Annotated in this window: 26 protein-coding genes and 2 tRNA genes; 12 read left to right on the forward strand and 16 right to left on the reverse strand. The window is 73.8% G+C overall.

From position 1 onward, the window contains the following. Positions 1–14 precede the first annotated feature (14 nt). Positions 15–1,223, forward strand: a complete 1,209-nt coding sequence (locus ACFWPI_RS02860; RefSeq protein WP_380374951.1) for an alpha/beta hydrolase — start codon at positions 15–17, stop codon at positions 1,221–1,223. Between the two features lie 20 nt (positions 1,224–1,243). On the opposite strand, the gene ACFWPI_RS02865 is transcribed toward ACFWPI_RS02860, so the two are convergent. Then, positions 1,244–2,227: a helix-turn-helix transcriptional regulator gene (locus tag ACFWPI_RS02865; RefSeq protein WP_380374953.1), complete on the reverse strand. Its 984-nt coding sequence runs from the start codon at positions 2,225–2,227 to the stop codon at positions 1,244–1,246. Between the two features lie 101 nt (positions 2,228–2,328). Here ACFWPI_RS02865 and ACFWPI_RS02870 point away from each other — a divergent pair, with 101 nt between their 5' ends. After that, positions 2,329–2,907, forward strand: coding sequence for a TIGR03086 family metal-binding protein (locus tag ACFWPI_RS02870; protein WP_363370036.1), 579 nt, complete (start codon positions 2,329–2,331; stop codon positions 2,905–2,907). A gap of 52 nt (positions 2,908–2,959) precedes the next feature. Here the strand turns inward: ACFWPI_RS02870 and ACFWPI_RS02875 are convergent, their stop codons facing one another. Further along, complete coding sequence (locus ACFWPI_RS02875; RefSeq protein WP_380374956.1) at positions 2,960–3,973, reverse strand: aldo/keto reductase; 1,014 nt, start codon at positions 3,971–3,973, stop codon at positions 2,960–2,962. Positions 3,974–4,073: 100 nt separating this feature from the next. Then, the gene (locus ACFWPI_RS02880) at positions 4,074–4,550 is read right to left on the reverse strand and encodes a MerR family transcriptional regulator (RefSeq protein WP_380374958.1); all 477 of its coding nucleotides are present in this window, start codon (positions 4,548–4,550) and stop codon (positions 4,074–4,076) included. 122 nt (positions 4,551–4,672) lie between these two features. On the opposite strand from ACFWPI_RS02880, the gene ACFWPI_RS02885 reads away from it, so the two are divergent. Next, positions 4,673–5,506: a serine hydrolase domain-containing protein gene (locus ACFWPI_RS02885; protein WP_363370030.1), complete on the forward strand. Its 834-nt coding sequence runs from the start codon at positions 4,673–4,675 to the stop codon at positions 5,504–5,506. Between the two features lie 27 nt (positions 5,507–5,533). Here ACFWPI_RS02885 and ACFWPI_RS02890 read toward each other — a convergent pair whose 3' ends face one another. Further along, positions 5,534–6,310, reverse strand: coding sequence for a pirin family protein (locus ACFWPI_RS02890; RefSeq protein WP_380374961.1), 777 nt, complete (start codon positions 6,308–6,310; stop codon positions 5,534–5,536). Between the two features lie 228 nt (positions 6,311–6,538). Here ACFWPI_RS02890 and ACFWPI_RS02895 point away from each other — a divergent pair, with 228 nt between their 5' ends. The 5 genes from ACFWPI_RS02895 (at position 6,539) to fabF (ending at position 11,560) form a co-directional block, all read left to right on the forward strand. After that, positions 6,539–7,714, forward strand: a complete 1,176-nt coding sequence (locus ACFWPI_RS02895) for a CdaR family transcriptional regulator (RefSeq protein WP_063347457.1) — start codon at positions 6,539–6,541, stop codon at positions 7,712–7,714. A gap of 90 nt (positions 7,715–7,804) precedes the next feature. Continuing rightward, entirely contained in the window at positions 7,805–8,755 is a 951-nt protein-coding gene (locus ACFWPI_RS02900) for an ACP S-malonyltransferase (protein ID WP_063347458.1), read from the forward strand. Further along, entirely contained in the window at positions 8,752–9,783 is a 1,032-nt protein-coding gene (locus ACFWPI_RS02905) for a beta-ketoacyl-ACP synthase III (protein ID WP_350878134.1), read from the forward strand. The genes ACFWPI_RS02900 and ACFWPI_RS02905 overlap by 4 nt, the downstream gene beginning before the upstream one ends. 82 nt (positions 9,784–9,865) lie before the next feature. Continuing rightward, positions 9,866–10,114, forward strand: a complete 249-nt coding sequence (locus ACFWPI_RS02910) for an acyl carrier protein (protein ID WP_063347460.1) — start codon at positions 9,866–9,868, stop codon at positions 10,112–10,114. A 180-nt stretch (positions 10,115–10,294) separates the two neighbouring features. Continuing rightward, a complete protein-coding gene (fabF, locus tag ACFWPI_RS02915) occupies positions 10,295–11,560 on the forward strand; it encodes a beta-ketoacyl-ACP synthase II (protein ID WP_063347461.1) in 1,266 nt (421 codons plus the stop codon). A 106-nt stretch (positions 11,561–11,666) separates the two neighbouring features. On the opposite strand, the gene ACFWPI_RS02920 is transcribed toward fabF, so the two are convergent. Both ACFWPI_RS02920 and ACFWPI_RS02925 read right to left on the reverse strand, forming a co-directional pair. Then, positions 11,667–12,161, reverse strand: a complete 495-nt coding sequence (locus ACFWPI_RS02920; protein ID WP_063347462.1) for a DUF3145 domain-containing protein — start codon at positions 12,159–12,161, stop codon at positions 11,667–11,669. Between the two features lie 351 nt (positions 12,162–12,512). Beyond that, complete coding sequence (locus tag ACFWPI_RS02925) at positions 12,513–13,538, reverse strand: NADP-dependent oxidoreductase (protein ID WP_380374965.1); 1,026 nt, start codon at positions 13,536–13,538, stop codon at positions 12,513–12,515. Positions 13,539–13,643: 105 nt separating this feature from the next. Here ACFWPI_RS02925 and ACFWPI_RS02930 point away from each other — a divergent pair, with 105 nt between their 5' ends. Together ACFWPI_RS02930 and ACFWPI_RS02935 are read left to right on the forward strand one after the other, a co-directional pair. Continuing rightward, entirely contained in the window at positions 13,644–14,108 is a 465-nt protein-coding gene (locus ACFWPI_RS02930) for a MarR family winged helix-turn-helix transcriptional regulator (RefSeq protein ID WP_380374967.1), read from the forward strand. Between the two features lie 138 nt (positions 14,109–14,246). Further along, on the forward strand, positions 14,247–15,788 hold the full coding sequence (locus tag ACFWPI_RS02935) for an LCP family protein (protein WP_363370020.1): 1,542 nt from the start codon (positions 14,247–14,249) through the stop codon (positions 15,786–15,788). Between the two features lie 22 nt (positions 15,789–15,810). On the opposite strand, the gene ACFWPI_RS02940 is transcribed toward ACFWPI_RS02935, so the two are convergent. The 9 genes from ACFWPI_RS02940 to ACFWPI_RS02980 all read right to left on the reverse strand — a co-directional run bounded on the left by ACFWPI_RS02940 (position 15,811) and on the right by ACFWPI_RS02980 (position 22,826). Next, positions 15,811–16,719 carry a 1-aminocyclopropane-1-carboxylate deaminase/D-cysteine desulfhydrase gene (locus ACFWPI_RS02940; protein WP_380374969.1) on the reverse strand — a complete coding sequence of 303 codons (909 nt, stop codon included), beginning with the start codon at positions 16,717–16,719 and terminating at the stop codon, positions 15,811–15,813. A 24-nt stretch (positions 16,720–16,743) separates the two neighbouring features. After that, positions 16,744–17,394 carry a response regulator transcription factor gene (locus tag ACFWPI_RS02945; protein ID WP_208869068.1) on the reverse strand — a complete coding sequence of 217 codons (651 nt, stop codon included), beginning with the start codon at positions 17,392–17,394 and terminating at the stop codon, positions 16,744–16,746. Positions 17,395–17,398: 4 nt separating this feature from the next. Further along, on the reverse strand, positions 17,399–18,682 hold the full coding sequence (locus ACFWPI_RS02950) for a sensor histidine kinase (RefSeq protein ID WP_380374982.1): 1,284 nt from the start codon (positions 18,680–18,682) through the stop codon (positions 17,399–17,401). Beyond that, complete coding sequence (locus tag ACFWPI_RS02955; RefSeq protein WP_063347468.1) at positions 18,679–19,428, reverse strand: ABC transporter permease; 750 nt, start codon at positions 19,426–19,428, stop codon at positions 18,679–18,681. Before ACFWPI_RS02955 ends, ACFWPI_RS02950 begins: the two co-directional genes overlap by 4 nt. A gap of 45 nt (positions 19,429–19,473) precedes the next feature. Further along, on the reverse strand, positions 19,474–20,376 hold the full coding sequence (locus ACFWPI_RS02960; RefSeq protein WP_380374971.1) for an ABC transporter ATP-binding protein: 903 nt from the start codon (positions 20,374–20,376) through the stop codon (positions 19,474–19,476). 233 nt (positions 20,377–20,609) lie between these two features. Next, entirely contained in the window at positions 20,610–21,254 is a 645-nt protein-coding gene (locus ACFWPI_RS02965; protein ID WP_380374973.1) for a GPP34 family phosphoprotein, read from the reverse strand. Positions 21,255–21,291: 37 nt separating this feature from the next. Then, positions 21,292–21,519: a hypothetical protein gene (locus ACFWPI_RS02970; protein ID WP_063347470.1), complete on the reverse strand. Its 228-nt coding sequence runs from the start codon at positions 21,517–21,519 to the stop codon at positions 21,292–21,294. 9 nt (positions 21,520–21,528) lie between these two features. After that, positions 21,529–22,482, reverse strand: coding sequence for an SPFH domain-containing protein (locus ACFWPI_RS02975; RefSeq protein ID WP_380374975.1), 954 nt, complete (start codon positions 22,480–22,482; stop codon positions 21,529–21,531). Positions 22,483–22,752: 270 nt separating this feature from the next. Then, positions 22,753–22,826, reverse strand: a tRNA-Ile gene (locus tag ACFWPI_RS02980). Positions 22,827–23,015: 189 nt separating this feature from the next. On the opposite strand from ACFWPI_RS02980, the gene ACFWPI_RS02985 reads away from it, so the two are divergent. Continuing rightward, positions 23,016–23,906, forward strand: a complete 891-nt coding sequence (locus tag ACFWPI_RS02985; protein ID WP_363370010.1) for a hypothetical protein — start codon at positions 23,016–23,018, stop codon at positions 23,904–23,906. Between the two features lie 107 nt (positions 23,907–24,013). Continuing rightward, positions 24,014–24,766: a trypsin-like serine peptidase gene (locus ACFWPI_RS02990; RefSeq protein WP_380374977.1), complete on the forward strand. Its 753-nt coding sequence runs from the start codon at positions 24,014–24,016 to the stop codon at positions 24,764–24,766. Positions 24,767–24,944: 178 nt separating this feature from the next. Here the strand turns inward: ACFWPI_RS02990 and ACFWPI_RS02995 are convergent. Continuing rightward, positions 24,945–25,017: transfer RNA gene (locus tag ACFWPI_RS02995), tRNA-Asn, on the reverse strand. Positions 25,018–25,049: the final 32 nt, after the last annotated feature.

A 25,049-nucleotide genomic window follows, 5' to 3' on the forward strand; every position in this document is an offset into this window, starting at 1 on the left:
AGGGAGTTGGTGCGGTGCGCAACCGTCGGCGCTGGAAGCGGGTACTGATCGGGGCGTTCGCGGGCTGTGCCGTGCTCGCCGGCGCCGCGGCGGCCCAGGCGGCCGCCTCCACCGAGCAGCTGGCGATCTCCACACCCCCGGCCGGCAGCGCCGCCTGGGTCCAGGACCACAGCTTCGACCGCACCCTGCCCGACCCGGCCACCACCACCCCGGCCGCCGCCGCCGCGTTCTTCGCCTCGCTCGCCCCCACCGAGCTGGACCGGCTGATCCGGGACTACCCGCTGGTCGTCGGCAACTTCGACGGCGCCCCGCTGGACCTGCGCTACCGCGCCAACAAGATCGCGCTGGCCGCCGAACGCGACAGCGCCCGGGCCCGCGCCGCCGACCACAAGCTCGACGCCGACACCCGCGAGCTGGCCGTCTCCCGCGCCAACGACGTCGAGCACCTGCTCGGCCCCGACCGGCAGATCCTCGCCTTCGACCCGCGCGGCCGCGGCCTGATCACCGAGGTGTGGGGCGACCTCGCCGACGCCGAGCGGATCTCCGTCGTCGTCCCCGGCTCGGACGCCGACCTCGGCCACTTCGACCAGGCCCCCGAACCGCTGCGCTCCCCGGCCGGCATGGCCCGCGCCCTGCACACCGAGGAGCAGCGGCAGGCGCCGAACACCCGCACCGCGGTGATCGCCTGGACCGGCTACGTCACCCCGTCCGGCCTCGGCCCGGACGCCGTCACCTCCCGGCTCGCCGACGTCGGCGCGCCCCGGCTGCAGCGGCTGCTCGCCGGGCTCAAGGAGACCACCCGGCCGGACGCGCCCCCGGCCCTGCTCTGCCACTCGTACGGCTCCGTGGTCTGCGGCAACGCCGCCCCCGAGATCCCACGCGCGGCCGCCTCGCCCTCCGACACCTCCGGGATCACCGACCTGATGGTGTTCGGCAGCCCCGGCATGGGCGTGCAGAGCACCAGCGAGCTGGGCACCGGTGTGCACGTCTGGGCCACCCGCAACCCCACCGACTGGATCGGCAACGTCCCGTACCTGGAGGTCGGCGGCCTCGGCCACGGCGCCGACCCGACCGCCGGCGGCTTCGGCGCCGAGCAGATCTCCTCGGCCCGCGCGGCCGGCCACAACGGCTACTTCACCGAGGGCACCGACAGCCTGCACAACTTCGCGGCGATCTCGCTCGGCCACTACCAGGACGTCGTCCGGCCCGCCCCGAACTCCTAGAGCCCGACCTACCGCTGGCCCTACTCCTGGTACAGCCGCAGGGCGTCCGCCGCCGCCCGGGCCAGCTCGCGGCGGGCCGCGGGCGGGGCCAGCACCTCGACGTCCGCGCCGAAGGCGAGCAGCGCACGGACGGCCGCCGGCGCCGGGAAGACCATCGCCACCTCGACCCACTCCTCGGCCGGCCCGGCGCCCGCCTCCGGCGGCGGCGCGGTGACCCGGCCGCCGTGGATGCGGACGAACATGTCCAGCCGCCCGCGCCGCACCCGCACCCGGACCGGCAGCTCCTTCGGCAGCCGCTCCACCTGCTCGCGCAGCACCGCCCAGGCGTCCCCGAGCCCCACCCCGGCGCGGCGGCGCACCGCCTCGTCGGTGGTCTCGGCGGCCAGCACCCGGTCGGCCCGGAACAGCCGGGGCTCGCCGTGCAGATCGGCCACCAGGTACCAGACCGCGGCCTTGCTCACCAGCCCGTACGGGTCCACGGTGTACTCCACCGGCGCCGGCGTGCCGCTGTGCCGGTAGCTCAGCCGCAGCCGCCGGTCGGCGAACACCGCGTACTGCAGCTCGCCCAGTTCGGGGCCGGCCGCGGCGCCGGCCGCCGGGCCGCTCTGCAGCCAGCGGGCCGGGTCGACCAGGATCCGCTCGGTGATCCGCTCGGCGGCCGGGCGGTGCGGGGCCGGCAGCGCGGCCATCACCTTGCGCAGCGCCGAGCCGAGCGCGCCGTCCAGCCCGAGGTCGCTGTGCGCGCCCTGGGCGGAGAGCACGAACAGCGCCCGGGCCTCGTCCGCGGTCAGTCCGGTGACGTCGGTGCGGTAGCCGGGCAGCAGGCTGATGCCGCCGTGCCGGCCGCGTTCGGTGAACACCGGCACGCCGGCGGCGGAGAGCGACTCCACGTCGCGGTAGATGGTGCGGACGGACACCTCCAGGCGCCCGGCCAGTTCGGTGGCGGGCACCCGGCCGCGGGTCTGGAGCAGGAGCAGGATGGAGAGCAGGCGGTCGGCCTTCATGGCAGCAGAATCCCAGCAATCCTGACGGCGGTTGTCAGGTTTTACTGGGAGATTGCCGTTCGAGCCCGAAAGCCCGCACCACCCCAGGGAGCTGATTCCACGTGAACTCCGTCCAGGACGCCCGCCCGCAGTACCTGCTCGCCCTCGGCCAGTTGGAGAAGCTGTTCGCCGAGATCACCCCGGACGCCCTCGACCGGCCCACCCCGTGCAGCGCGTTCACGCTGCGGGAGCTGCTGAGCCACGTGGTCGGCGGCATCCACCGGTTCGCCTACCTGGGCGAGGGCGGCCGGGCCGAGGACGTCGTCGCCGCCACCGGGGACCTGGCGGACGACGCCTGGCCGGGCGCGCTGGACCGGGCCCGCGCCCGGGCCGTCGCGGCCTGGGCGGACGACGCCGCGCTGGACCGCCCGGCCCACGCGCCCTGGGGCGTGGTGCCCGGCCGGATCGCGGTCGGCGGCTACCTGATGGAGACGGTCGCGCACACCTGGGACATCTCCCGGGCGCTCGGCTCCCGGCAGCCGCTGGACGACGCCCTGGCGCACGCCGCGCTGGCCGTCGCCCAGGCCGTCCTGTCGGCCGAGCACCGCGGCGGGGCGGTCCCGTTCGGCGAGGTGCGGCCGGTCGCCCCGGACGCCGACGTGCACACCCGGCTGGCCGCCTGGCTCGGCCGGGAGGTCTGAGCAGGCGCCCGGGACGGGGGGAGCGGCCCGGGCGGCCGCTCCCCCACCGCCGCTACTCCCGGCCGACCTGGGTGAAGCGCATGTCCGGGTAGCGGTCCCCGGCCACCTCGCCCGCCACCGGCTCCAGCCGGGCCAGTTCCTCGGCGGTGAGCCGCAGCGTGGCGGCCGCGGTGTTCTCGGCGAGCCGGCTGCGCTTGCGGGTGCCGGGGATCGGCACGACGGTCAGCCCGTGCACCTCGGCCCGCTGGTGCACCCAGGCCAGCGCGACCTGCGCGAGGGTCACCCCGCGGGCCGTCGCGATCTCCCGCAGCGGCGCCAGGAGTTCGGCGTTGGCCGCCGCGTTGGCGCCGGTGAAGCGCGGCTGGGTGCGCCGGACGTCGTCCGCCGCGAGCTGCTCGGCGGCCTGGAACGCCCCGGTCAGGAAGCCCCGGCCGAGCGGTGAGTACGGCACGAAGGCGACGCCCAGTTCGGCCGCGGCCGGCACCGCCGTGCGCTCGACGTCCCGGGCGAACACCGACCACTCGGACTGCAGCGCGGCGATCGGGTGGATCGCGTACGCCTCGCGCAGTTCGGCGCCCGTCACCTCGGACAGCCCCAGTCGGCGCACCTTGCCGGCCCGGACCAGCTCGGCCATGGTGCCGACCGAGTCGGCCAGCGGCACGGCCGGGTCGCGGCGGTGCATGTAGTAGAGGTCGATCTCGTCCACGCCGAGGCGGCGCAGCGAGGCGTCGACGGCGGCCCGGATGTACGCCGGGTCGTTGCGGATGCCGCGGTGACTCGGGTCGTCCTCCTTGCGCTCCACGGCGAACTTGGTGGCGAGCACCACCCGGTCGCGGTTGGCGCGGACGAAGGGGCCGATCAGCTCCTCGTTGCGGCCGAAGCCGTAGGCGTCGGCGGTGTCGAACAGGGTGACGCCGGCTTCCAGGGCGGCGTCCAGGGTGGCGAGCGCCTCGGGCCGGTCGGTCGGGCCGTAGAAGTCGCTCATGCCCATGCAGCCGAGGCCCTGGACGCCCACGAACGGGCCGTCGGTGCCGAGTCGGGCGGTGGGGAGGACGGGAACGGTCATCGCTCTGCTTCTTCCTCTGCGTGCGGCGCATGCGTGCGGCGTACTCCGCTGCGGCGTACTCCACGTGCGGCGTACTCCACGTGCGGCGTGCTGATGGCGGCTACTCGTGGCGGCGGACGGCCGGTTCGTCGGACGCGGCGATCCGGCCGGAGTACAGGTCGATCTTGTAGTCGAGGACGGCGAGGGTGGCCTGGAGGTCGGCGACCCGTTGGCGGACCTCCTCGCGCTGGTCGACCAGCAGTTGGCGCCGCGCCTCGTAGGTCCGCTCACCCTCGCGGGCCAGCTCCACGTAGCGGAGCATGTCGGCGATCGGCATGCCGGTCAGCCGCAGCCGGCCCAGGAAGGCCAGCCGGTGCAGGTCGGCGTCGCAGTAGCGGCGCTGGCCGCTGGCGGAGCGGTCGACCGGGTCGAGCAGACCGATCCGCTCGTACCAGCGCAGGGTGTGCGCGGTGAGCCCGCTGGCCACGGCGACCTCGCTGATGGTGTGCCGCGGGGTCCGGTCCGGATCGCCGACCGGGCGCTGGTACACGTCGGCGCAGGTCCGCAGGTCGAGCTGGCCGGGTGCGAGCGTGGCCATGATCGGTTACCCCCTGTGGTGAGCGGTGACGACGACGCTATCGAGTTGGAGTGCACTCCAAGCAAGCCTCGCACCCGGGTGCTCCCGCCACCCGTTTTCGGGCCTTCGTTAGAGTCGGGCGCATGGAGAGCTTGCGGATGATCGAGAACTGGCCGGTGCCCCACGCCGCGGCGGCGGTGGTCCGGGGGGCGGACGGCGCGGTGCTGGGCACGTACGGGCCGCAGCAGCACCTGTTCCCGCTGGCGTCGGTGACCAAGCTGCTCACCTCGTACGCGGTGCTGGTCGCGGTCGAGGAGGGCGTCTTCGAGCTGGACGACCCGGCCGGGCCGGCCGGCTCGACCGTCCGCCACCTGCTCGCGCACACCTCCGGCCTCGGCTTCGACGAGAACCGGGTGTTCGCCGAGCCCGGCAACCGCCGGCTGTACTCCAACGCGGGCTTCGACGCGCTGGCGCGGGCGCTGTCCGACGCCGCCGGGATCGAGTTCTCCCGGTACGCCGCCGAGGCGGTGTTCGAGCCGCTGGGCATGCACGACACCCTGCTGAACACCGCGCACAAGTCCCCGGCCGGCGCCGGCGGCCTGTCCACCGTCGCGGACCTGGTCCGGTTCGCCGCAGAGCTCCAGTCCCCGAAGCTGCTGGACCCGTCCACCGTCCGGCAGGCCACCCGCGAGGTCGCCTTCCCGGGCACCAGCGGCGTGCTGCCCGGCTACGGCCACCGCCGGCCGAACGACTGGGGTCTCGGCTTCGAGATCCGCGACGGCAAGGCCCCGCACTGGACGGGCACCGCCAACTCGCCCGCCACCTTCGGCCACTTCGGCCAGTCCGGCACCTTCTTGTGGGTCGACCCGGAGGCCGGCGTGGCCTGCGTCGCGCTCACCGACCGGGACTTCGGCCCGTGGGCCGCCGAGGTCTGGCCGGCCTGCTCGGACGCGGTCCTGGCCGAACTGAACAGCTGAACGACTGAAAGGCTGAAAGGCCAGGACCTAGCCGTACGAGACCGGCGAGTGCATCTCCCAGAGCAGGAGTTCGGCGCCGGTCTCGCCGGCCGTCGGGTCGGCGAAGGCGTCGCCGGTGATCCGCACGCTGTCGCCCGGGGCCATCGAGCGGCCGCCGCCCTTGGGCCCCGGGATCGTCCGGTAGCCGAGCGAGCCGGCGGTCAGGTGCGCGTACCGCCAGGCGGCCTCGGGCAGTGCGGGCAGCGGCTGCCACGGCCCCGCCGTCGCCAGCCAGAGCGCGGCGTCGCCGCGGCGCAGCCGCAGGGTGTCCGTCCCGGCGTCGCGCTCCAGCCCGGAGGCGAGCAGCGTCAACCCGCCGTCGGCCGGTTCCACCTTGCGCAGCCCGTACGCCGGGGGCGCGTCGAACACGTCCGGCTGGAGCCACATCTGGACGAAGCGGACCGGGCCGGCGGCCCCGCCGACGTTGCGCTCGGTGTGGGTGACGCCGGAGCCCGCGCCGAGGTGCTGGACCATCCCCGGGCGGACCACCCCGCCGTGCCCCTGGGAGTCCCGGTGCGCCAGCGCGCCCTCCAGCACCCAGGTGAGGATCTCGGTGTCCCGGTGCTTGTGCTCCTCGTACCCGGCGCCGGGGGCGAGGAGTTCCTCGTTGCACGCGAGCAGCGCGCCGAAGTGCGTGTTCTTCGGGTCGTAGTGGCCGGAGAAGGAGAACGCGTGTCGGGTCTCGACGCCCTCGGCCGGGGTGGAGAGGTAGCGCTCGGCGGTGCGGCGCAGGTCGGCGCGGGGGCGGGCGGCGTCGTCTGTCACGGGCCCCACGGTAGTGGGTGTGACCGGCACCACCGTGCCGCTGCACCGGGGGGTGTGCACGAGCAGTCACCCACGTGAGGCAGTCTTGTCCTTGTGCCAGCCGCTTCCGCGAACTCCAAGAGCGAACCCAGTCCCACGGCCGAGCCGACCGGGAAGAGCCCGGCCCCCAGGGCCGGCCGCGACCGCCCCGGCCGGGCGGCGCCCCGCCTGACCGCGCAGGAGCGCAGAATGGCCGCCGAGCGGGCCGAGCGCCGGGCCGCGACGCTCAAGCGGCTGGAGAAGTCCTCGGGCAAGCTGGCCACCGCCGCGATCTCCCGGATGGACGACCAGCTCGGCTGGTACCGGCGGATGCCGCCGGAGCACCGTTCCTGGATCGGCCTGGTCGCCCAGGCCGGCATCGCCGCCTTCACCGAGTGGTACCGCCACCCGGACGCCGCCCAGGCGATCTCCACGGACGTCTTCGGCACCGCCCCGCGCGAGCTGACCAGGGCGATCACCCTGCGCCAGACCGTCGAGCTGATCCGCACCACGATCGAGGTGATGGAGGAGGCCATCGAGGAGGTGGCCGCCCCCGGCGACGAGGCGGACATGCGCGAGTCGGTGCTGGTCTACGCCCGGGAGATCGCCTTCGCGACCGCCCAGGTGTACGCCCAGGCGGCCGAGGCGCGCGGCGCCTGGGACGCCCGGCTGGAGGCGCTGGTGGTCAACTCGCTGCTGTCCGGCGACGCGGACGAGGGCGTGCTGTCGCGGGCCGCGGCGCTCGGCTGGGGCCAGCCCAGCCAGGTCCGGGTGGTGATGGGCAGCGCCCCGGACGGCGACAGCGAGCTGGTGGTCGAGGCGATCCGCCGGGCCGCCCGGTACGCCAAGCTGCACGTGCTGACCGGGGTGCTGGGCAAGCGCCTGGTGGTCGTGGTCGGCGGCGACAAGGAGCCGGTGCACGCGGCCCGGGCGCTGATCGGCCAGTTCGCGCCGGGCCCGGTGGTGGTCGGCCCGACCGTGCCGGACCTGCTCTCGGCGACCCGCTCGGCGCACGCCGCCGCGGCCGGCCTGCGTGCCTGCGCCGCCTGGCCGGACGCGCCCCGCCCGGTGCTGGCCGACGACCTGCTGCCCGAGCGCGCGCTGGCCGGCGACCAGGCCGCCCGCCGCCAGCTGGTGGAGGAGATCTACACACCGCTGGACGAAGCCGGCTCGGCGCTGCTGGAAACGCTGAGCGTCTACCTGGAGCAGGCCTCTTCGCTGGAGGGCGCCGCCCGGATGCTCTTCGTCCACCCCAATACGGTGCGCTACCGGCTACGACGTGTGACCGACGTCACGGGGTACGCCCCGTCCGACGTGCGTTCGGCGTTCACGCTGCGGATCGCACTCGCCCTCGGCCGACTCACCGCGGCCGGGGAGCCGAGCTGAACCGCCTGTAGGGACCTTACAATCCCGGATGGTTTTCTTCGTTACCGTCGCCTACCCGCCCCTGGGCGCCTGGCGAGAGAGGGTTGAACCGTGCTCGTAATCGTCGCCCCTGGACAGGGTGCCCAGTCCCCCGGTTTCCTCAGCCCCTGGCTGGAGCTGGACGGTGTCGCCGACCGCCTCCGCGGCTGGTCGGAGGTCGCCGGGCTCGACCTGGTGCACGCCGGGACCGAGGCCTCCGCAGAGGAGATCAAGGACACCGCCGTCGCCCAGCCGCTGCTGGTCGCGGCCGGTCTGATGACCGCCCGTGAGCTGTTCCCGGACGAGGACGTCGCCCGCAAGCTGGTCGGCGCCGTGGCCGGCCACAGCGTCGGCGAGATCACCGCCGCCGCCGGCGCCGGGGTGCTGAGCGCGCACGACGCGCTGACCTTCGTCCGTGAGCGCGGCCGGGCGATGGCCGCGGCCGCCGCCGTCACCGAGACCGGCATGATCGCCGTGCTCGGCGGCGACCCGGAGGTCGTCGCGGCGAAGCTGGCCGAGCACGGCCTGACCGCGGCCAACAACAACGGCGGCGGCCAGATCGTCGCCGCCGGCACGCTGGCCCAGCTGGAGACGCTGAAGGCGGACCCGCCGGCCGGTGCCAAGCTGGTCGCCCTGAAGGTGGCCGGCGCCTTCCACACCGAGCACATGGCCCCGGGTGTCGAGCGGCTGGCCGCGCTGGCCCCGACGCTGACCGTGGCCGACCCGCAGGTCCGCTACGTCTCCAACAAGGACGGCGAGGTCGTGGCCTCCGGCGCCGAGGTGCTCACCCGCCTGGTGTCGCAGGTCTCCAACCCGGTCCGCTGGGACCTCTGCATGGAGACCCTCGGGCAGCTGGGTGCGACCGCCGTCATCGAGCTGTCCCCCGCGGGCACTCTCACCGGACTGGTCAAGCGCAACCTCAAGGGTGTGGCGACGCTTGCCCTCAAGACCCCCGCCGACCTGGACAAGGCCCGCGCACTCGTCGCGGAGCACGGCGGTCAGGATCAGGAGACCCAGGCATGACGAAGCCGCAGATCCGCCCGTCCGAGGGCGCGCAGTACGCGCGCATCCTCGGCGTGGGCGGCTACCGCCCGGTCCGGGTGATCCCCAACGCCGAGGTGCTGGAGTGGATCGACTCCTCGGACGAGTGGATCCGCACCCGCAGCGGGATCGCCGAGCGCCGCTGGGCCGGCCCGGAGGAGAGCGTCGCCGAGATGTCGGTGCAGGCCTCCGGCAAGGCCATCGCCCAGGCCGGGATCACCCCGGACCAGATCGGCGGCGTGATCGTCGCGACCGTCTCGCACCTCAAGCAGACCCCGGCGATCGCCACCGAGATCGCCGAGCGGCTCGGCTGCGGCACCGCCCCGGCCTTCGACATCTCGGCCGCCTGCGCGGGCTTCGGCTACGGCCTGGGCCTGGCCGACGGCATGATCCGCGGCGGCAGCGCCGAGTACGTGCTGGTGATCGGCGTCGAGCGGCTGAGCGACCTGACCGACCAGTCGGACCGCTCGACCGCGTTCATCTTCGGCGACGGCGCCGGCGCCGCGATCGTCGGCCCGTCCGACACGCCCGGTATCGGCAAGCTGATCTGGGGCTCGGACGGTTCGCAGTCCGACGTCATCTCGCAGACCCAGGCCTGGGACACCGCCTTCGCCAAGCCCGACGCCGTCAACGGCGTGGGCGAGGAGGCCAAGTGGCCGGCCCTGCGGATGGACGGCCAGCCGGTCTTCCGCTGGGCGGTGTGGGAGATGGCCAAGGTGGCCCAGCAGGCGCTGGACGCCGCCGGGGTCACCGCCGACCAGCTCGGCGCGTTCATCCCGCACCAGGCCAACATGCGCATCACCGACGCCATGATCAAGGCGCTCAAGCTGCCCGACTCGGTGCCGGTCGCCCGCGACATCGCCGAGACCGGCAACACTTCGGCGGCCTCCATCCCGCTGGCGATGGAGCGCATGCTGGAGAGCGGCGAGGCCCGCAGCGGCGACCTCGCACTGATCATCGGCTTCGGGGCGGGTCTCGTGTACGCCGCGGCAGTCGTTACGCTCCCCTAGGCGCGTTTCGCCCCACTCATTCCGCAAAGCCTGTGTCCGGCCGCCGGTCGGACGCGTTCAACACCGAAGAGGAGCAGCCAGTATGGCTACCAAGGACGAGGTTCTGGAAGGTCTCGCCGAGATCGTCAACGAGATCGCCGGTATCCCGACCGAGGACGTCGAGCTCGAGAAGTCCTTCACGGACGACCTGGACGTCGACTCGCTGTCCATGGTCGAGGTCGTCGTGGCCGCCGAGGAGCGCTTCGACGTCAAGATCCCGGACGACGAGGTCAAGAACCTGAAGACCGTCGGCGACGCGGTGAACTACATCCTCACCAACGCCGCCGCCTGAGCGATCGACCCGTTCGATCCCTCCAGCACGTCCGGCGTTCTCGACGCCTCGGACGGCTGACTCGTCGGCCCGGCTCCCCCGAGCCTGGCCGACCCGCCGGCCGGGACGCCCCACCGGGCGCCCGGCCGGGCCCTTCCTCGGCTCGCCGCCGACCCCACGATCGTGAGAGAAGAAGAACCAGTGACCGCTGAAAACCGTACCGTGGTCGTCACGGGTATCGGCGCCTTCACGCCGCTGGGCGGCGACGCCGCCACCACCTGGGAGAACCTGGTCGCAGGACGCTCCGGAGTGGCGGCCCTGACCGAGGAGTGGGCCGCCGAGCTGCCCGTCAAGATCGCCGCCCGCACGGCCGTCGAGCCGGGCGAGATCCTCCCCCGGCCGCTGGCCCGCAAGCTGGACCGCTCGGCCCAGTTCGCGCTGATCGCCGCCCGTGAGGCCTGGGCCGACGCCGGCTACGAGACGCCGGCCACCGACGACTCCTCCAAGCTCGCCCCCGAGCGCCTCGGCACCGTCATCGCCTCCGGCATCGGCGGCGTGACCACCCTGCTCGACCAGTACGACGTGCTGAAGGAGAAGGGCGCCCGCAAGGTCTCCCCGCACACCGTCCCGATGCTGATGCCCAACTCCCCGGCGGCCAACGTCGGTCTGGAGGTCGGCGCCCGCGCGGGTGTGCACACCCCCGTCTCCGCCTGCGCCTCCGGCGCCGAGGCGATCGGCTACGCGATCGAGATGATCCGCACCGGCCGCGCCGACGTCGTGGTGGCCGGCGGCACCGAGGCGGCGATCCACCCGCTGCCGATCGCCGCGTTCGCCAACATGATGGCGATGTCCAAGAACAACGACGACCCCGAGGGCGCCTCCCGCCCGTACGACAAGGGCCGGGACGGCTTCGTGCTGGGCGAGGGCGCCGGCGTGGTCGTGCTGGAGTCGGTCGAGCACGCCGAGGCGCGCGGCGCCCGGATCTACTGCGAGGCCGTGGGCCAGGGCCTGTCCTCGGACGCCCACCACATCGCCCAGCCCGAGCCGACCGGCGCCGGCGTGGCCCGCGCGCTGGCCGACCTGTTCGACCGCAACACCCTGGACAAGGCCGAGATCGTGCACGTCAACGCGCACGCCACCTCGACCCCGCAGGGTGACACCGCCGAGCTGAAGGCGCTGCGCAAGGAGCTCGGCGACGACCTCGACCACATCGCCATCTCGGCCACCAAGTCGATGACCGGCCACCTGCTGGGCGGCGCCGGCGGCATCGAGACCGTCGCCACCGTGCTGGCCCTGTACCACCGGATCGCCCCGCCGACCATCAACGTCGACGAGCTGGACGACGACGTGGACGCGGACATCGTGCGCGGCGAGGCCCGCCCGCTGCCCGAGGGCCGGATCGCGGCGCTGAACAACTCGTTCGGCTTCGGCGGCCACAACGTGGTGCTGGCCTTCCGCTCCCGCTAGTCCGCACACCGACCCGGTACGCACCGACTCGGTACGCACCTGGTCCGAACGCACCGAGAGGGGCCGGCGCTCGCCGGCCCCTCTCGTGCGTCGTGCGCCCGCCGGCTCAGACCACCTGGTGCAGCCAGCGCACCGGTGCCCCCTCGCCCGCGTAGCGGAACGGCTCCAGTTCGTCGTCCCAGGGCTTGCCCAGCAGCCGGGAGATCTCGGCCTCCAGGTCGGCCCCCTCGCTGCGGGCCCGCAGCAGGACGGCGCGCAGCCGGTCCTCGGGGATCAGGATGTCGCCGTGGATGCCCGTGACGGCGTGGAAGATGCCGAGCGAGGGCGTGCTGCTGTACCGCTCCCCCTCCGCCGTGGCGCAGGGCTCACTGGTGACCTCGTACCGCATCAGCTGCCAACCGCGCAGTGCGGAGGCGACCTTCGAGGCCGTACCGGGCTCCCCTTGCCAGGAAAGCTCGGCACGCCAGTGTCCGGGCGAGGCCGGCTGGCGGATCCAGTCCAGGCTCACCCGTACACCCAGCACCCCCGCGACGGCCCACTCGACATGCGGGCACAGCGCGCGGGGCGCGGAGTGGATGTAGAGAACTCCACGTGTCGTCACCGGGACCTCCAGGCTGTGGACGAGGGTCGCCTTCCCCAGCTGCCTCGTGCCTGCAGTTGATCCACAGTTACCCACGCTAGCCGACATTAAGCTACTAAATTGAGCAAAACGGACAGGCTTTCGCTCAATGCTAGTCGAATCCTCAACGAGGTCTACCCCTCGGCCGGATCTCTCCCCCGAACGGCCCCATCGCCAGGCGGGACCCACCGTACCGCGCCGCCCCGCACCGTGGATGACGCACTTTCGGATCCGGCCGGAATGCGGTAGTGCGACCGATTCCCCTGCGCCCGTACGCAAACCGCCCCGCGCGCCCGGTGGGGGCGGCGGGGCGGTCAGCGAGCTGACTGAGGGTCAGCCGTCCAGGCGGACCACCATCTTGCCGGTGTTGACGCCGCGCAGCAGGTCGAGGAAGGCGTCCGCGGTGCGCTCGAAGCCGTCCACCACGGTCTCCTCGTGGCGCAGTTCGCCGGACGTCAGCCAGCCGGCCACGTCGGCGACGAACTGCGACTGCAGCGCCGCGTGGTCGCTGACCAGCATGCCCTCCAGGCGCAGCCGCTTGCCGATCGCGAGCGCCAGGTTGCGCGGGGCGGCGGGGGCGGTGGTGTCGTTGTACTGGGCGATCGCGCCGCAGAGCACGGCGCGGCCGTGCACGGTGAGCGCGCCGATCGCGGCCTCCAGGTGGTCCCCGCCGACGTTGTCGAAGTAGAGGTCGATGCCGTCGGGGGCGGCCTGCGCCAGCTGCTCGTGGACCGGGGCGTCCTTGTAGTTGAAGGCGGCGTCGTAGCCGTAGACGTCCACCAGCTTGGCGACCTTCTCCGCCGAGCCGGCCGAACCGACCACCAGCGAGGCGCCCTTGAGCTTGGCGATCTGGCCGACCATGCTGCCGACCGCGCCGGCCGCGCCGGAGACGAAGACCTTGTCGCCCTTCTTGAGGCCGCCGACGGCGAGCAGCCCGGCGTAGGCGGTCAGGCCGGGCATGCCGAGCACGCCGAGGTAGGCGGAGAGCGGGGCGGCGGCCGGGTCGACCTTGACTGCGTGGCGGGCGTCCAGGGTGGCGTACTCGCGCCAGCCGAGGCCGTGCAGCACGGCGTCACCCGGGGCGAAGCCCTCGGCCCCGGAGGCGACCACGTAGCCGACCGCGCCGCCCTCCATGGCCTCGCCGAGCCGGAACGGCGGGGCGTAGGACTTCACGTCGTTCATCCGGCCCCGCATGTACGGGTCCACCGAGAGGAAGGCGTTGCGGACCAGGATCTCGCCCAGGCCCGGGGTCCGGACCGGGGCCTCGACCAGGGCGAAGTCGGTCGGCACCGGCCAGCCCTGGGGTCGGGCGGCGAGGTGCCATTCACGGGCGGTCGCGGGTGCGGCCTGCTCTGCCATGGGAGGCGCTCCTTAGGTGGTTCCGATGCATGAAAGGTTGAGCTACTGAAGTAACGATGGGCATGAAAGGTTCATGTTGTCAACTTTTCAGGTAGACTCTCGGACATGGACACCCAGTCGACCCGGGCCGCCACGCCGCAGTCCGACGAGATCACCCGCGAGGTCGTCGATCTGATGGCCAACCTGGTCGCGCTGTTCCATCGCGAGTACGAGGAGGCCGCCGCCGCCCGCTCGCTCACCGGCGCCCAGGCCAAGGTGCTCGCCCTGCTGCGCCGCGGCCCCATGCCGATGCGCCAGATCGCCCAGACGCTCAGCTGCGAGCCGTCCAACATCACCGGCATCGTCGACCGGCTCGAAGCCCGCGGCTTCGTCACCCGGGAGGCCGACCGGCAGGACCGCCGGGTCAAGCTGGTCGCCGCCACCGGCACCGGCGCCACCGCCTCCGAGGAACTGCGCGAATCGCTGAACTTCGCCCGCGAGCCGCTGGCCGCCCTCGGCCACGACGAGCGGGCCGTCCTGCGCGACCTGCTCCGCCGGATGCTCACCGGCGCCGCCGGCCCCGGAGCGTGACCGGCATCCGGGGCGTGATCAGCATCACAGCCCCGGAGCGAAATCCGGGCCGCCGGCAGAGGTAACCGAACAGCCCGTCGAAACGTCTAATGTTCGAACATCGAACACGAGAGACGGAAAGACGGGGGGACACGGAGGATGGGCAGCAGCACGCGCAGGCGCCGCTACCTGCGGACAGCCATCGGCCTGGCCGCCGTCCTGGTGCTGTCCGTCGTGGGCGCCGGGGCCTGGTTCTACCACCGGCTGGACAACAACATCACCACCTTCGACCCGGGCGGCGTCGCCACCGAGCGCCCGCCCGCGCCCGCCCCGGTCACCCCCGGCGCCCAACTGCCGGTGAACATCCTGGTGCTCGGCTCGGACACCCGCGACGACGGCAACAGCGCGATCGGCGGCGGCGACGAGGGCGTCGGCCACTCCGACACCGCGATGCTGGTGCACGTCTACGCCGACCACAAGCACGCCGTCGGCGTCTCCATACCCCGGGACACCCTGGTCACCATCCCGTCCTGCAAGCTGCCGAGCGGCACCTGGACCACGCCCCGGAACAACCAGATGTTCAACTCGGCCTTCACCATCGGCGAGTTCCCCAAGGGCAACCCGGCCTGCACGCAGAACACCGTCGAGACGCTCACCGGCCTGCGGATCGACCACACCATCGTGGTCGACTTCAAGGGCGCCGCCGCGATGGCCGACGCCATCAACGGCGTGGACGTCTGCGTCCCCAACAACGTCGACTCGCACGGCATACACCTCCGCAAGGGCATGCAGAAGCTCTCCGGCCAGCCCGCCGTGGACTACCTGCGGGCCCGCTACGGCTTCGGCGACAACTCCGACATCGGGCGGATGAAGCGCCAGCAGGCCTTCGTCTCCTCGATGATCAAGAAGGTGCAGGGCCAGGGCTTCTCCCTGCCCACGCTGCTCCCGCTCGCCGACGCGGCCACCCGCTCGCTCACCGTGGACGAGGGGCTGGGCACCGCGATGAAGCTGGTGGACTTCGCCCGCTCGCTCCAGGACATCAAGCTGTCCGACATCACCTTCGTGACCGCGCCCTGGCGCTTCGCCGGCGAGCGCGTCCAGCTCGTCCAGCCGGACGCCAACACGCTGTGGCGGCTGCTGCGCGAGGACCGCACCCTGGACGGCCAGAGCACCTCCGGCACCGACACCCCGGCGCCCTCCCCCACCGCCCCCGGCCCCGACGGCGCGACCCCGGGAGCCTCGGCCGGCCCGTCCGCACCGCTCACGCCCGAACAGGCCGCGGCCCCCGTACTCGTGGTCAACGGCGTCGGCACCCCCGGCCTGTCCACCTCCGGCGGGGAGGCGCTGCGGGCCCGGGGCTTCCAGAACGTCACGCTCGGCAAGCCCGCCGGCGGACGGATGCAGACCGAGATCAGCTACGACCCGGCCCTGAAGGCCGCCGCCGACCAGGTGGCCGCGCTCTTCCCGGGGGCGCGCGCGGTCGAGGAGCCGGGCTCCGAGGGCATCACCGTCACCCTGGGCCGCGACTACCGGCCCAGCCCCGCCACCAAGCTGGACGCGGTCGGCAGCGGCCCCGGCGCCAAGTCCTCCGCCCCCGCCACCGCCGACCCGAGCGGCGTGCCCAGCGGGGTGCCCACCGGCATAGCGGAGAACACCCGCGGCGCCGACACCGACCCGTGCGCCGACCTGACCTTCGGATGAGCCGTTCCGGCCCGATCCGGGTCTACTCCGGGTCGGGCAGGCCGGTGACGACGGCGGTGAGCCGGGTGCCGCGGGGGAAGGCTCCGGCGGCGGCCAGGCCGGTCAGCGCGGCCAGCAGCTTGGCCACGTAGCGGCGTTCCAGCGGGATGCCGTGGCGGGCTTCGAACCGCTCGGCGAAGGCGGCCAGTTCGGCCGGGACCTTGCCGTAGCCGCCGCCGTGGTGCGCGTGGTCGATCCGCCAGTTGTCGAACTCCCGGCCGTAGGCGGCCCGGTGGAGCCGGGTGACCTCGCCCTCCAGGTAGCCCTCGCCGCCGCGCAGCACGGCCACGCCAAGCGCCCGCGCGCCCGGCGGCAGGCCGGCCGCGATGCCCGCCAGGGTGCCGCCGGTGCCGACCGGGCAGCAGACCACGTCGTGCCCGCCCAGGTCGGGCAGTTCGGCCGGGATCGCCGCCGCGCCGGTCACGGCCAGCGCGTTGGAGCCGCCCTCCGGGAGCACCAGGCAGGGGCCCCAGCGCCCCTGCGGACCGGCCGTGGTGCCGGCGGCGGCGCGGCCGGTGGCCTCCCGGTACTCGGCGCGGGTCAGGAACTCCAGCCGCATCCCGGCCCGTTCGGCCGCCCGCAGCGACCAGTTGCGCGGCCGGTCGGCCAGTTCCTCGCCGCGGACCAGCCCGACGCTCTCCAGGCCGAGCGCCGCGGCGGCCGCCGCGACCGCCCGCAGGTGGGTGGAGTACGCCCCGCCGAAGGTCAGCAGCCGGGTGTGGCCCTGGGCGACGGCGGCCGCCAGGTTGGGCGCGAGCTTGCGCCACTTGTTGCCCGGGACGCTCGGGTGCAGCAGGTCGTCCCGTTTGAGCCGCAGCTCCACCCCGGCCCGCGCGAACACCTCGTCGGTGCAGTCCACCAGCGGGGTCGGCAGCAGGGCGGGTTCGAGCATCCGGCCAGCTTAGACCGGTCGGTCTTACGGCCGGCCGGTCGGGGTGAGCAGCCCCAGGTTGTAGGCGGCGGCGACGGCGGAGGCGCGGTCCTTGACGTCGAGCTTGGCGTAGACGTGGATCAGATGGGTCTTCACGGTGGCCTCGCTGATGAACAGCCGGGCGGCGGCCTCCCGGTTGGTGGCCCCGGACGCGACCAGTTCCAGCACCTCCAGCTCGCGCGGGCTGAGCGGCTCCCGCACGGGCGCGCGGACCTGGCCGAGCAGCTTGGCGGCGACGGTCGGCGCGATCACCGAGGCGCCGCGGGCGGCCTCCCGGACGGCGTGGAACAGCTCCTCCCGGGCGGCGTCCTTGAGCAGGTAGCCGGTGGCGCCGGCCCGGACGGCGGGCAGCACGTCGGCGTCGGTGTCGTAGGTGGTGAGCACCAGGACCCGCCCGGGCAGGCCTCGTTCGGCCATCTCGCGGATCGCGGTGACGCCGTCCATCCGCGGCATCCGCAGGTCCATCAGCACCACGTCCGGGCGCAGCGCGGCGACCAGGACCAGCGCCTCGGCGCCGTCCCCGGCCTCGCCGACCACCTCGAATCCGGGGGCGGCGGTGAACATCCCGCGCAGCCCGTCCCGCACCACCGGGTGGTCGTCCACCAACAGCAGTCTGATCGTCGTCGCGTCGCTCACGGTGCTACTCCTCCATGCTGATCGCCGGCAGGGTCGCGGACACGGTCGTGCCGGCGCCCGGTGCGGTCTCCAGGTCGAGCCGCCCGGCCAGGCGCTGCACGCGGCGGCGCATCACGTCCAGACCGTAGCCGCCGCCGGCGGCCCGGGAGGCGGGCTCGGCGGCCGGGTCGAAGCCGACGCCGTCGTCCCGGACGTCCAGGGTGACCAGGCCGGGCATGTACGAGAGGGTGACGCCGACCCGGGAGGCCCGCGCGTACTTGGCGGCGTTGGCCAGCGACTCCTGGGCGATCCGCAGCAGGGTCACCTCGACCTCGGGGTGCAGCGGGCGGGCCTCGCCGGTGACGGTCAGCCCGGCGGCCGCGTCGTTGCGCTCCCGCCACTGCTCGACCAGCTCCGCCAGCGCCTCCGGCAGCGCGGCCCGCTCCAGTTCGATCGGGCGCAGCGCGTGGACGGCCCGGCGGGCCTGGGTCAGGCTCTCCCGGGCGAGGGCCGCCGCGTTCGCCTGGTGCCGCTCGGCGGCCGCGGCGTCCTGGGCGCGGGTCTGGTCGGCGGCCTGGAGCTGGGTGACGATCCCGGCCAGGCCCTGGGCGACGGTGTCGTGGATCTCCCGGGCGAGCCGGCGGCGCTCGTCCGCGGCCCCGGCCTCCCGGGCCTGGACGAGGAGTTGGGCGTGCAGTCCGGCGTTCTCGGCGAGCGTCTCGGTGAGCAGCCGGTTGGCCTCGGCGAGTTCGGCGTTGGCGGCCTTGCGGCGGGCGCTCAGCCGGTCGGCCGCCTCGCTGAGCGCGAACATCAGCCCGACCACCATCAGGTTGAAGGCGACGACGGCCAGCAGTCCGCCGACCTTCGCCGGGCTGTCGGGCAGGACTCCGCCGACCTGGGAGAGCGAGGTGGGGACGGTGCCCACGGCCGCACCCGCCATCCGGGCCCGGCCCCGCAGGTACTGGGCGGCGTGCAGGTAGCCGGTGAAGGCGAAGAAGCCGAAGATCGGGTTGTCCAGCACCAGGACGGTGATCAGCGCCAGCAGGACGGCGAAGTGGGCGCCGGCGTACCGGGCGCGGCCGTCCGGGCCCGGCCTGCGGTCGAGCACCGAGCGCAGGACCAGCCACAGGAACGCGGCGGCCGCCGCCGGGAGGACGGCGGCGGCGGGACGCGCGTTCGGGACGGGGATCAGCAGGGCCAGGGCGGTGGCGATCAGCAGGGCGACGTAGCAGAGCGGGCCGATCAGCCGGTCCAGCCGGTCCTGCCAGTCGCCGAGCGCGTTCTCGTCGGCCGACGGCCGCATGATCATTCCCACCGGAACAGCCTGGCAGCCGCGGCCCCCGCGAGCACCGCGTACGCCGCGAGTGTGAGCAGGCCCACGGCGTGCGGGAAGTGCCCGGACCAGGCGTCCTGCAAGGTCTGGACGGCGGCGCCGCTGGGGGTGAAGTCCCCGATCCGGTTGAGCAGGGCCGGCGAGAACTCGCGCGGCAGCCAGATCCCGGAGAAGAACATCATCGGGAAGAAGGCCAGCGCGCCGACCGCGTTGCCGGCCTTGGCGGACGGGACGACCGCGGCGAGCAGCAGGCCGATCGACAGCAGCGCGGCGGCAGCCAGCAGGAAGGCCAGCAGGAACCCCAGCGGCCGGCGCGGCAGCGACACCCCGAGCAGGGGCCCGGCCGCCACCACCAGCAGCACCGAGACGACGGCGACGCCCAGGTACAGCGGCAGCAGCGCGCCGAACAGCAGCGCCGGGCGGACGGGGCTGGCCGACATCCGGCGCAGCACGCCGCGTTCGCGGTAGGCGGCGAGCAGCGAGGGCAGGCCGTTGAGGCCGAGCAGCAGCAGGGTGAAGACGGCCAGGATCGGCGCGTACAGCTGGATGGTGCTCATGCCGTGCATGTCGGGCGAGGTCTTGCGCAGGGCCGGGACGGAGCCGAGGACGAGGAACAGCACGACGGGGAAGGCGAGGCCGAAGAAGGCGGTCAGCGGATCGCGGAGGAACAGGCGGGCCTCGGCGACGGCCAGGCGGCGGACGGCGTGGGCGGTGTGGTTCACGGTGGTGGTCCCCTCGGGCGTGGTGATGGGCGCGGTGATGGCGGGTCAGGCGTCGTGGCGGGTCAGGGCGAGGTAGGCGTCGTCCAGGCTGTGCTCGCGGATCCGCAGCCCGGTGACGACGATCCCCTCGCGGGCGAGCAGGCCGGTGACCTCGTCGGCGAAGTCCCCGACGCCGGATACCTCGACCCGGCCCTCCCGCTCCTCGACCCCGGTGACCCCCGGCAGGGCCGCCAGCCGGGCGGTGTCCAGCGGCCCGGTGGGGCGGAAGCCGAGCGTGCCGCCGGTGCCGGAGCGGGCGATCAGCTCCGCGGGGGTGCCGGTGGCGACGATCCGTCCGCCGTCGAGGACGGCGGCCCGGTCGCAGAGCGCCTCGACCTCGTCCATGAAGTGCGAGACCAGGACCACCGTCACGCCCTCGTCGCGGATCCGCCGGATCAGCTCCCAGGTGTCGCGGCGGCCCTGCGGGTCGAGCGCGGTGGTCAGCTCGTCCAGGAAGGCCACCTCGGGGTTGCCGATCAGGGCGAGGGCGATGAACAGCCGCTGGCGCTGGCCGCCGGAGAGCTTGTCGAACGGGGTCCGGCGCTGGTCGGCGAGCCCCCACTCGTCCAGCAGCTCGCGCCAGTCCCGGGGGTTCGGGTAGAGCGCGGCGTACAGTTCCAGCGCCTCGCCGACCCGCAGTGCGCCCTGCAACTGGGCCTGCTGGAGCTGGATGCCGATCCTCGGCCGCAGCCGGTGGGCGTCCTTCACCGGGTCCAGGCCGAGGACGCGGACCGTCCCCGCGTCGGCCCGGCGCAGGCCCTCGCAGCACTCCACGGCGGTCGTCTTGCCCGCGCCGTTCGGCCCCAGCAGGCCGAACACCTCGCCGCGCTCCACGCCGAAGGAGACCTCCTCCAGCACCTGGCGCCGCCCGTAGGCCTTGCGCAGCCCCGCCACCTCGATCACGGCCATCGCGCCGCTCCCTCCCGCTCGTCCCCGCTGGTCCGGCCGGTTCCTCCGGCCTGCAACGAGCTTCCCGCGCGGGGCCCCGGCCGCGGATCGACCGGACGGTCAGAGCTGCGGGCGGGCGCGGTGGACGGCGGATCAACCGATCGGTGGATGGGGCACGGGCGCGGGCCCGGAACGCGGGAAGCCCGGCCGCCGTGTCGGCGACCGGGCCTGTCTTGCGGATCACACCGGGTGGGTCAGACCAACGCGACATCGGAGTTGCGGGTGCTGATGGCCCGGCGCAGGGCGCGCGGGACGGGGCCCGCGGCGGGGGCCAGCTTGTCGATCCGGGTGCGGAACTCGCGGCTCTGGCGCCACGTCAGGACGGCTCCGAGCCGGGCAGCGTCGACCAGCGCGACCAGCGCGGCGTCCGCCGGGTCGACCCGGCTGAGCGGCGCCTTCAGCGCCGAACCCACCGATGCCACGAGCGACTTGCGCAGCCGCTGCTCCGGCAGGACGACCCGGGTGGACGGGAACAGTCCGAGCGTGCGGCGCTGTTCGAGGCGGATCCGCCCGGCCGTCGCCAGCCCGTCCCGGACCACCCGCGCGGCGCGGGCCGCCGGGCCCTGGCGGCGGCCGACCCAGCTCTGCCAGCTGCGCCGCCGGCCCTGCCGGATCTGCTCCAGCATCGCGGCGGAGAGCGGGTCGAGGCCGTCGGCCGACGCGCCGTCGACGGCGGCCGGGTGCCGGCCGTCGTCGCGGATCAGCGCGCGCCGCAGGAGTTCGGCGAGCGCGGCGGCCCGCAGCACCAGGTCGAGCCTGGCGGTGGCGGTGAGCCGCTCGCGCTCGGGGTGGTAGGCGAGCAGGTAGAGCTTCTCCGGCAGGGTGATGGGCAGGTCCACGATGGACTCCAAGCAGATGGACGGTGGATGGGCCCGTTCATCCGGCGTCGGAACCGCCGGTCTCCGGGTTCTCCTTGGGCGGTCGGCCGCGCCGGGGAAGACGGGCCGCGTCGCCGGGCATCCGGCCCGCGTCGCTGAGGGCACGGCGAAGGAGGAACTCGATCTGCGCGTTGGCACTGCGCAGCTCGTCCGCGGCCCACCGGGCCAGTGCGTCGTGGACCGCCGGGTCCAGTCGCAGCAGGATCTTCTTCCGCTCCGTCGCCAACGCCGCGCCTTACTGGTAGAGGGAGCCCGTGTTCACGACGGGCTGGGCGCCCCGGTCGCCGCAGAGCACCACCAGGAGGTTGCTCACCATGGCGGCCTTGCGTTCCTCGTCCAGTTCGACGACGTCGCGCTCGGCGAGCCGGTCCAGCGCCTCCTCGACCATACCGACGGCGCCCTCGACGATCAGCCGCCGTGCCGCGACCACGGCCCCGGCCTGCTGACGCTGGAGCATCACCTGGGCGACCTCGGGCGCGTAGGCGAGCCGCGTGATCCGGGACTCGACGACCCGCACCCCGGCCGAGACGACCCGGGCCGCGATCTCGGCGGAGAGCATCCGGCTGATCTCCTCCGCGCCGTCGCGCAGCGACAACTGGCCCTCGCGGTGGGCGTCGTACGGGTAGCTGCTGGCGATGTGCCGGACGGCGGTCTCGGTCTGGATGGCGACGAAGTCGCTGTAGTCGTCCACCTCGAACACGGCCTTGGCGGTGTCCTCGACCTGCCAGACCACCACGGCGGCCATCTCGATCGGGTTGCCGTCCGCGTCGTTGACCTTGTTGGTCTCGGTCTCGTGGTTGCGGATCCGGGTGGATATCCGGCGGCGGCTGGTGAACGGGTTCAGCCAGGTCAGGCCCTCGGCACGGATGGTGCCGCGGTAGCGGCCGAGCAGCTGGACCACCCGCGCCTGGCCGGGCGAGACCACGGTCAGCCCGCACAGCAGCAGCAGTGCGCCCAGGACGGCCAGCGGCCCGGCGGTCAGCAGGGTGATCCCCAACGCCTTGGACCCGCCGGCCAGTTGGATGCCGCCGACGATGGTCGCCCCGATCCCCGCGAGCAGGCCGAGCAGCGTCCCTCCGAGCACCGGCAGCCCCGCGGCACCGGTGATGACCCGCTCGGTGATCTTGGGTGCCGGAAGGTCGAGGACGGGGCCGCCTTCGACGTCGACGGCAGAACGCGGTGTGGCCATGAGACCAGCTCCTCCAGCGAGTTTTTCCGATCCAGCTGTCAAAGTGATATCACTTTTTGCGCCGACGGCGCCAGGGACCGGACCGCATTCGTCTGGGGGTGGGGCAAACCGGCCCGCCCCGGCCATGTCCACTGGTGGGTGAATCTCAGCGCGCCGAGCCCTGAGCGGCTGGCCGATGCTCTACAGTTCCGACCGGAACTGGAGCCGTTCTGCCAGATCAAGCCACTGTTTTGTCTGATGATCGATCCAACGATCGATCAGTGGCTGAGGTGGGGCGGGTGGGACTCGAACCCACGACCAAGGGATTATGAGTCCCCTGCTCTAACCGGCTGAGCTACCGCCCCGGTTCGCCGCGTGCGCCGGTCGTCGACCACGGCAGCAGCAGACGGCCCCGAAAGGACGTCCCGGGCAGCATAGCCGGTCGATCACCCGTGGTGCGCGCCGGGGGCGCGCACGGGTGCGCACAGGCGTGCGCCTGTCCTGGTTGCGCAGTTCGGGTGGCGCCCGGACGGCCCCACGGGCAGCCTGGACGGATGACGACACGTGGGACGGGAGCCGCCGCCGGGGCGCTCGCGGTGCTGCTGGCCGCGGCGGGCTGCACCACCTCGGCCGGGCCCGGCGGGGGCGCGCCGACGGTCAGCTCGGCTCCGGCCACCCCCTCCACCCGCCCCTCCGCCCGCCCCTCCGGATCCGCCTCGGCCTCCGGCGGCGGCCACGGCTGGAGCCGGCAGCGGCTCAGGGGCGCCGTCGCCAGGCACACCGGGGTCACCCGCACCGCCAGGCCCACCGTGCTCAACGGCCTGGTCGGCGCCGTCTTCACCCGCAACGCGGACGGCGACCACTTCTGCACCGCCAGCGTCGTCGACAGCGCCGGGCTCAACCTCATCGTCACCGCCGCGCACTGCGTCTGGGACCCCCAACTCGGCCAGCGCAGCGACCTCGTCTTCGTCCCCGGCTACCGCAACGGCGACACCCCCAGCGGCGTCTGGCCGCTGATCGCCGTCACCGTCGACGACGGCTGGAAGGACCACGCCGACCCGGACGTGGACGTCGCCTTCGCGGTCGTCCAGGCCCAGAACGGGCAGCAGGTGCAGCAGGTGCTCGGCGCCAACAAGCTGGGCGTCGGCCTCGGCTACCAGCTGCCCGTACGGATCACCGGCTACCCCGGCACCAGCGACGTCCCGATCACCTGCGCCAACAACACCACCGAGCAGAGCTCCACCCAGCTGCGGATCGACTGCCCCGACTACACCGGCGGCACCAGCGGCAGCCCCTGGGTGACCGACTTCGACCCGAGCACCAGGACCGGCACCGTGGTCGGTGTGATCGGCGGCTACCAGCAGGGCGGCGACAGCCCGGACACCTCGTACAGCAGCTACTTCGGCGACCGCGTCCAGGCGCTCTACGACCGGGCCACCGGCTGACCGGAGGGGCGGCAGTGGCGCCGCCGGGCACGGCCTGATAGATCTTCCTCTCGAACGGCGGAACGCACGAACCCGGTGCCCGCCCCGAGGAACGAGACGGAGCCCCGATGGCCCCCCGCCCGGCACGGCCCCCGCGCGCCGCACGGACGGTCGCGCTGGCGGCCCTGCTGCTCGCCGCCGGAACCGCGTGCGACGGCGGCGAGCAGGACCAGGCGCCCGCCGCCGAGGTCGCGCAGCAGAGCAGCACCCGCGACCGGATCGGCACCCTCTCGGTCCGGACGGCGCAGGGCCCCCGGGCCTGCACGGCGAGCGTCGTCCGCAGCCCCAGGCACAACCTGCTGGTCACCGCGGCGCACTGCGTGCAGAACCGCCGGATCGGCCTGCTGGACGGCCTGGTGTTCACCCCCGGCTACCGCAACGGCTTCATCCCGCACGGCAGTTGGCCGGTGAAGTCGATCACCGTCGACCCGCGCTGGGCGGACGACGACGACCCCGAGTACGACGTGGCCTTCGTCACCGTGGGCACGGTCGGCGGCAAGCAGGTCGAGGACGCCGTCGGCGGCAACCCGATCGCCACCGGCCAGGGCTTCGGGCTGGCCGTCTCGGTGACCGGCTACCCGAACGAGCGCGACGAGCCGATCACCTGCGCGGCCAGGACCCGCTCGCAGAGCCCGACCCAGGAGCGCTTCGACTGCGACGGCTACACCGACGGCACCAGCGGCAGCCCGTGGGTGACGGACAGCGGCACGGTCGTCGGCGTGATCGGCGGCTACCAGGAGGGCGGCGAGACGGCCGGCACCTCCTACAGCGTCACCTTCGACCAGCGGGTCTCCGCGCTCTACCGGGAAGCGACCGCCTGAGCCCGGGAGGCGACCGCCCGAACCCGGGCGGCGACCGTCCGAGCCCCAGAGGCGACCACCTGAGCCGCCCGGCCGTCGCGAGGTGACGAACGGCGCGAGGTGACGAAGGCAACACGAAGGCCCCCCGGTCATCCGAGGGGCCTTCGCTCTGAGCAGTCACCGGGCGGACCCGATGAAGCTCCCGCATTTGGACTCGAACCAAAAACCTGCCGGTTAACAGCCGGCTGCTCTGCCAATTGAGCTATGCGGGATCGCGGTACCGAACTGCTGCACCACGGACGGG

The sequence above is a fragment of the Kitasatospora sp. NPDC058492 genome (assembly GCF_042720685.1).
Taxonomy (GTDB): domain Bacteria; phylum Actinomycetota; class Actinomycetes; order Streptomycetales; family Streptomycetaceae; genus Kitasatospora.

Coding starts and splice junctions, on each gene's coding strand:
- ACFWPI_RS02865 (WP_380374953.1), bottom strand. CDS start 2,227: ATGAAGGCCGACCGCCTGCTCTCCATCCTGCTCCTGCTCCAGACCCGC.
- ACFWPI_RS02875 (WP_380374956.1), bottom strand. CDS start 3,973: ATGACCGTTCCCGTCCTCCCCACCGCCCGACTCGGCACCGACGGCCCG.
- ACFWPI_RS02880 (WP_380374958.1), bottom strand. CDS start 4,550: ATGGCCACGCTCGCACCCGGCCAGCTCGACCTGCGGACCTGCGCCGAC.
- ACFWPI_RS02885 (WP_363370030.1), top strand. CDS start 4,673: ATGGAGAGCTTGCGGATGATCGAGAACTGGCCGGTGCCCCACGCCGCG.
- ACFWPI_RS02895 (WP_063347457.1), top strand. CDS start 6,539: ATGGCCGCCGAGCGGGCCGAGCGCCGGGCCGCGACGCTCAAGCGGCTG.
- ACFWPI_RS02905 (WP_350878134.1), top strand. CDS start 8,752: ATGACGAAGCCGCAGATCCGCCCGTCCGAGGGCGCGCAGTACGCGCGC.
- ACFWPI_RS02910 (WP_063347460.1), top strand. CDS start 9,866: ATGGCTACCAAGGACGAGGTTCTGGAAGGTCTCGCCGAGATCGTCAAC.
- ACFWPI_RS02925 (WP_380374965.1), bottom strand. CDS start 13,538: ATGGCAGAGCAGGCCGCACCCGCGACCGCCCGTGAATGGCACCTCGCC.
- ACFWPI_RS02930 (WP_380374967.1), top strand. CDS start 13,644: ATGGACACCCAGTCGACCCGGGCCGCCACGCCGCAGTCCGACGAGATC.
- ACFWPI_RS02935 (WP_363370020.1), top strand. CDS start 14,247: ATGGGCAGCAGCACGCGCAGGCGCCGCTACCTGCGGACAGCCATCGGC.
- ACFWPI_RS02940 (WP_380374969.1), bottom strand. CDS start 16,719: ATGCTCGAACCCGCCCTGCTGCCGACCCCGCTGGTGGACTGCACCGAC.
- ACFWPI_RS02950 (WP_380374982.1), bottom strand. CDS start 18,682: ATGATCATGCGGCCGTCGGCCGACGAGAACGCGCTCGGCGACTGGCAG.
- ACFWPI_RS02960 (WP_380374971.1), bottom strand. CDS start 20,376: ATGGCCGTGATCGAGGTGGCGGGGCTGCGCAAGGCCTACGGGCGGCGC.
- ACFWPI_RS02975 (WP_380374975.1), bottom strand. CDS start 22,482: ATGGCCACACCGCGTTCTGCCGTCGACGTCGAAGGCGGCCCCGTCCTC.
- ACFWPI_RS02985 (WP_363370010.1), top strand. CDS start 23,016: ATGACGACACGTGGGACGGGAGCCGCCGCCGGGGCGCTCGCGGTGCTG.
- ACFWPI_RS02990 (WP_380374977.1), top strand. CDS start 24,014: ATGGCCCCCCGCCCGGCACGGCCCCCGCGCGCCGCACGGACGGTCGCG.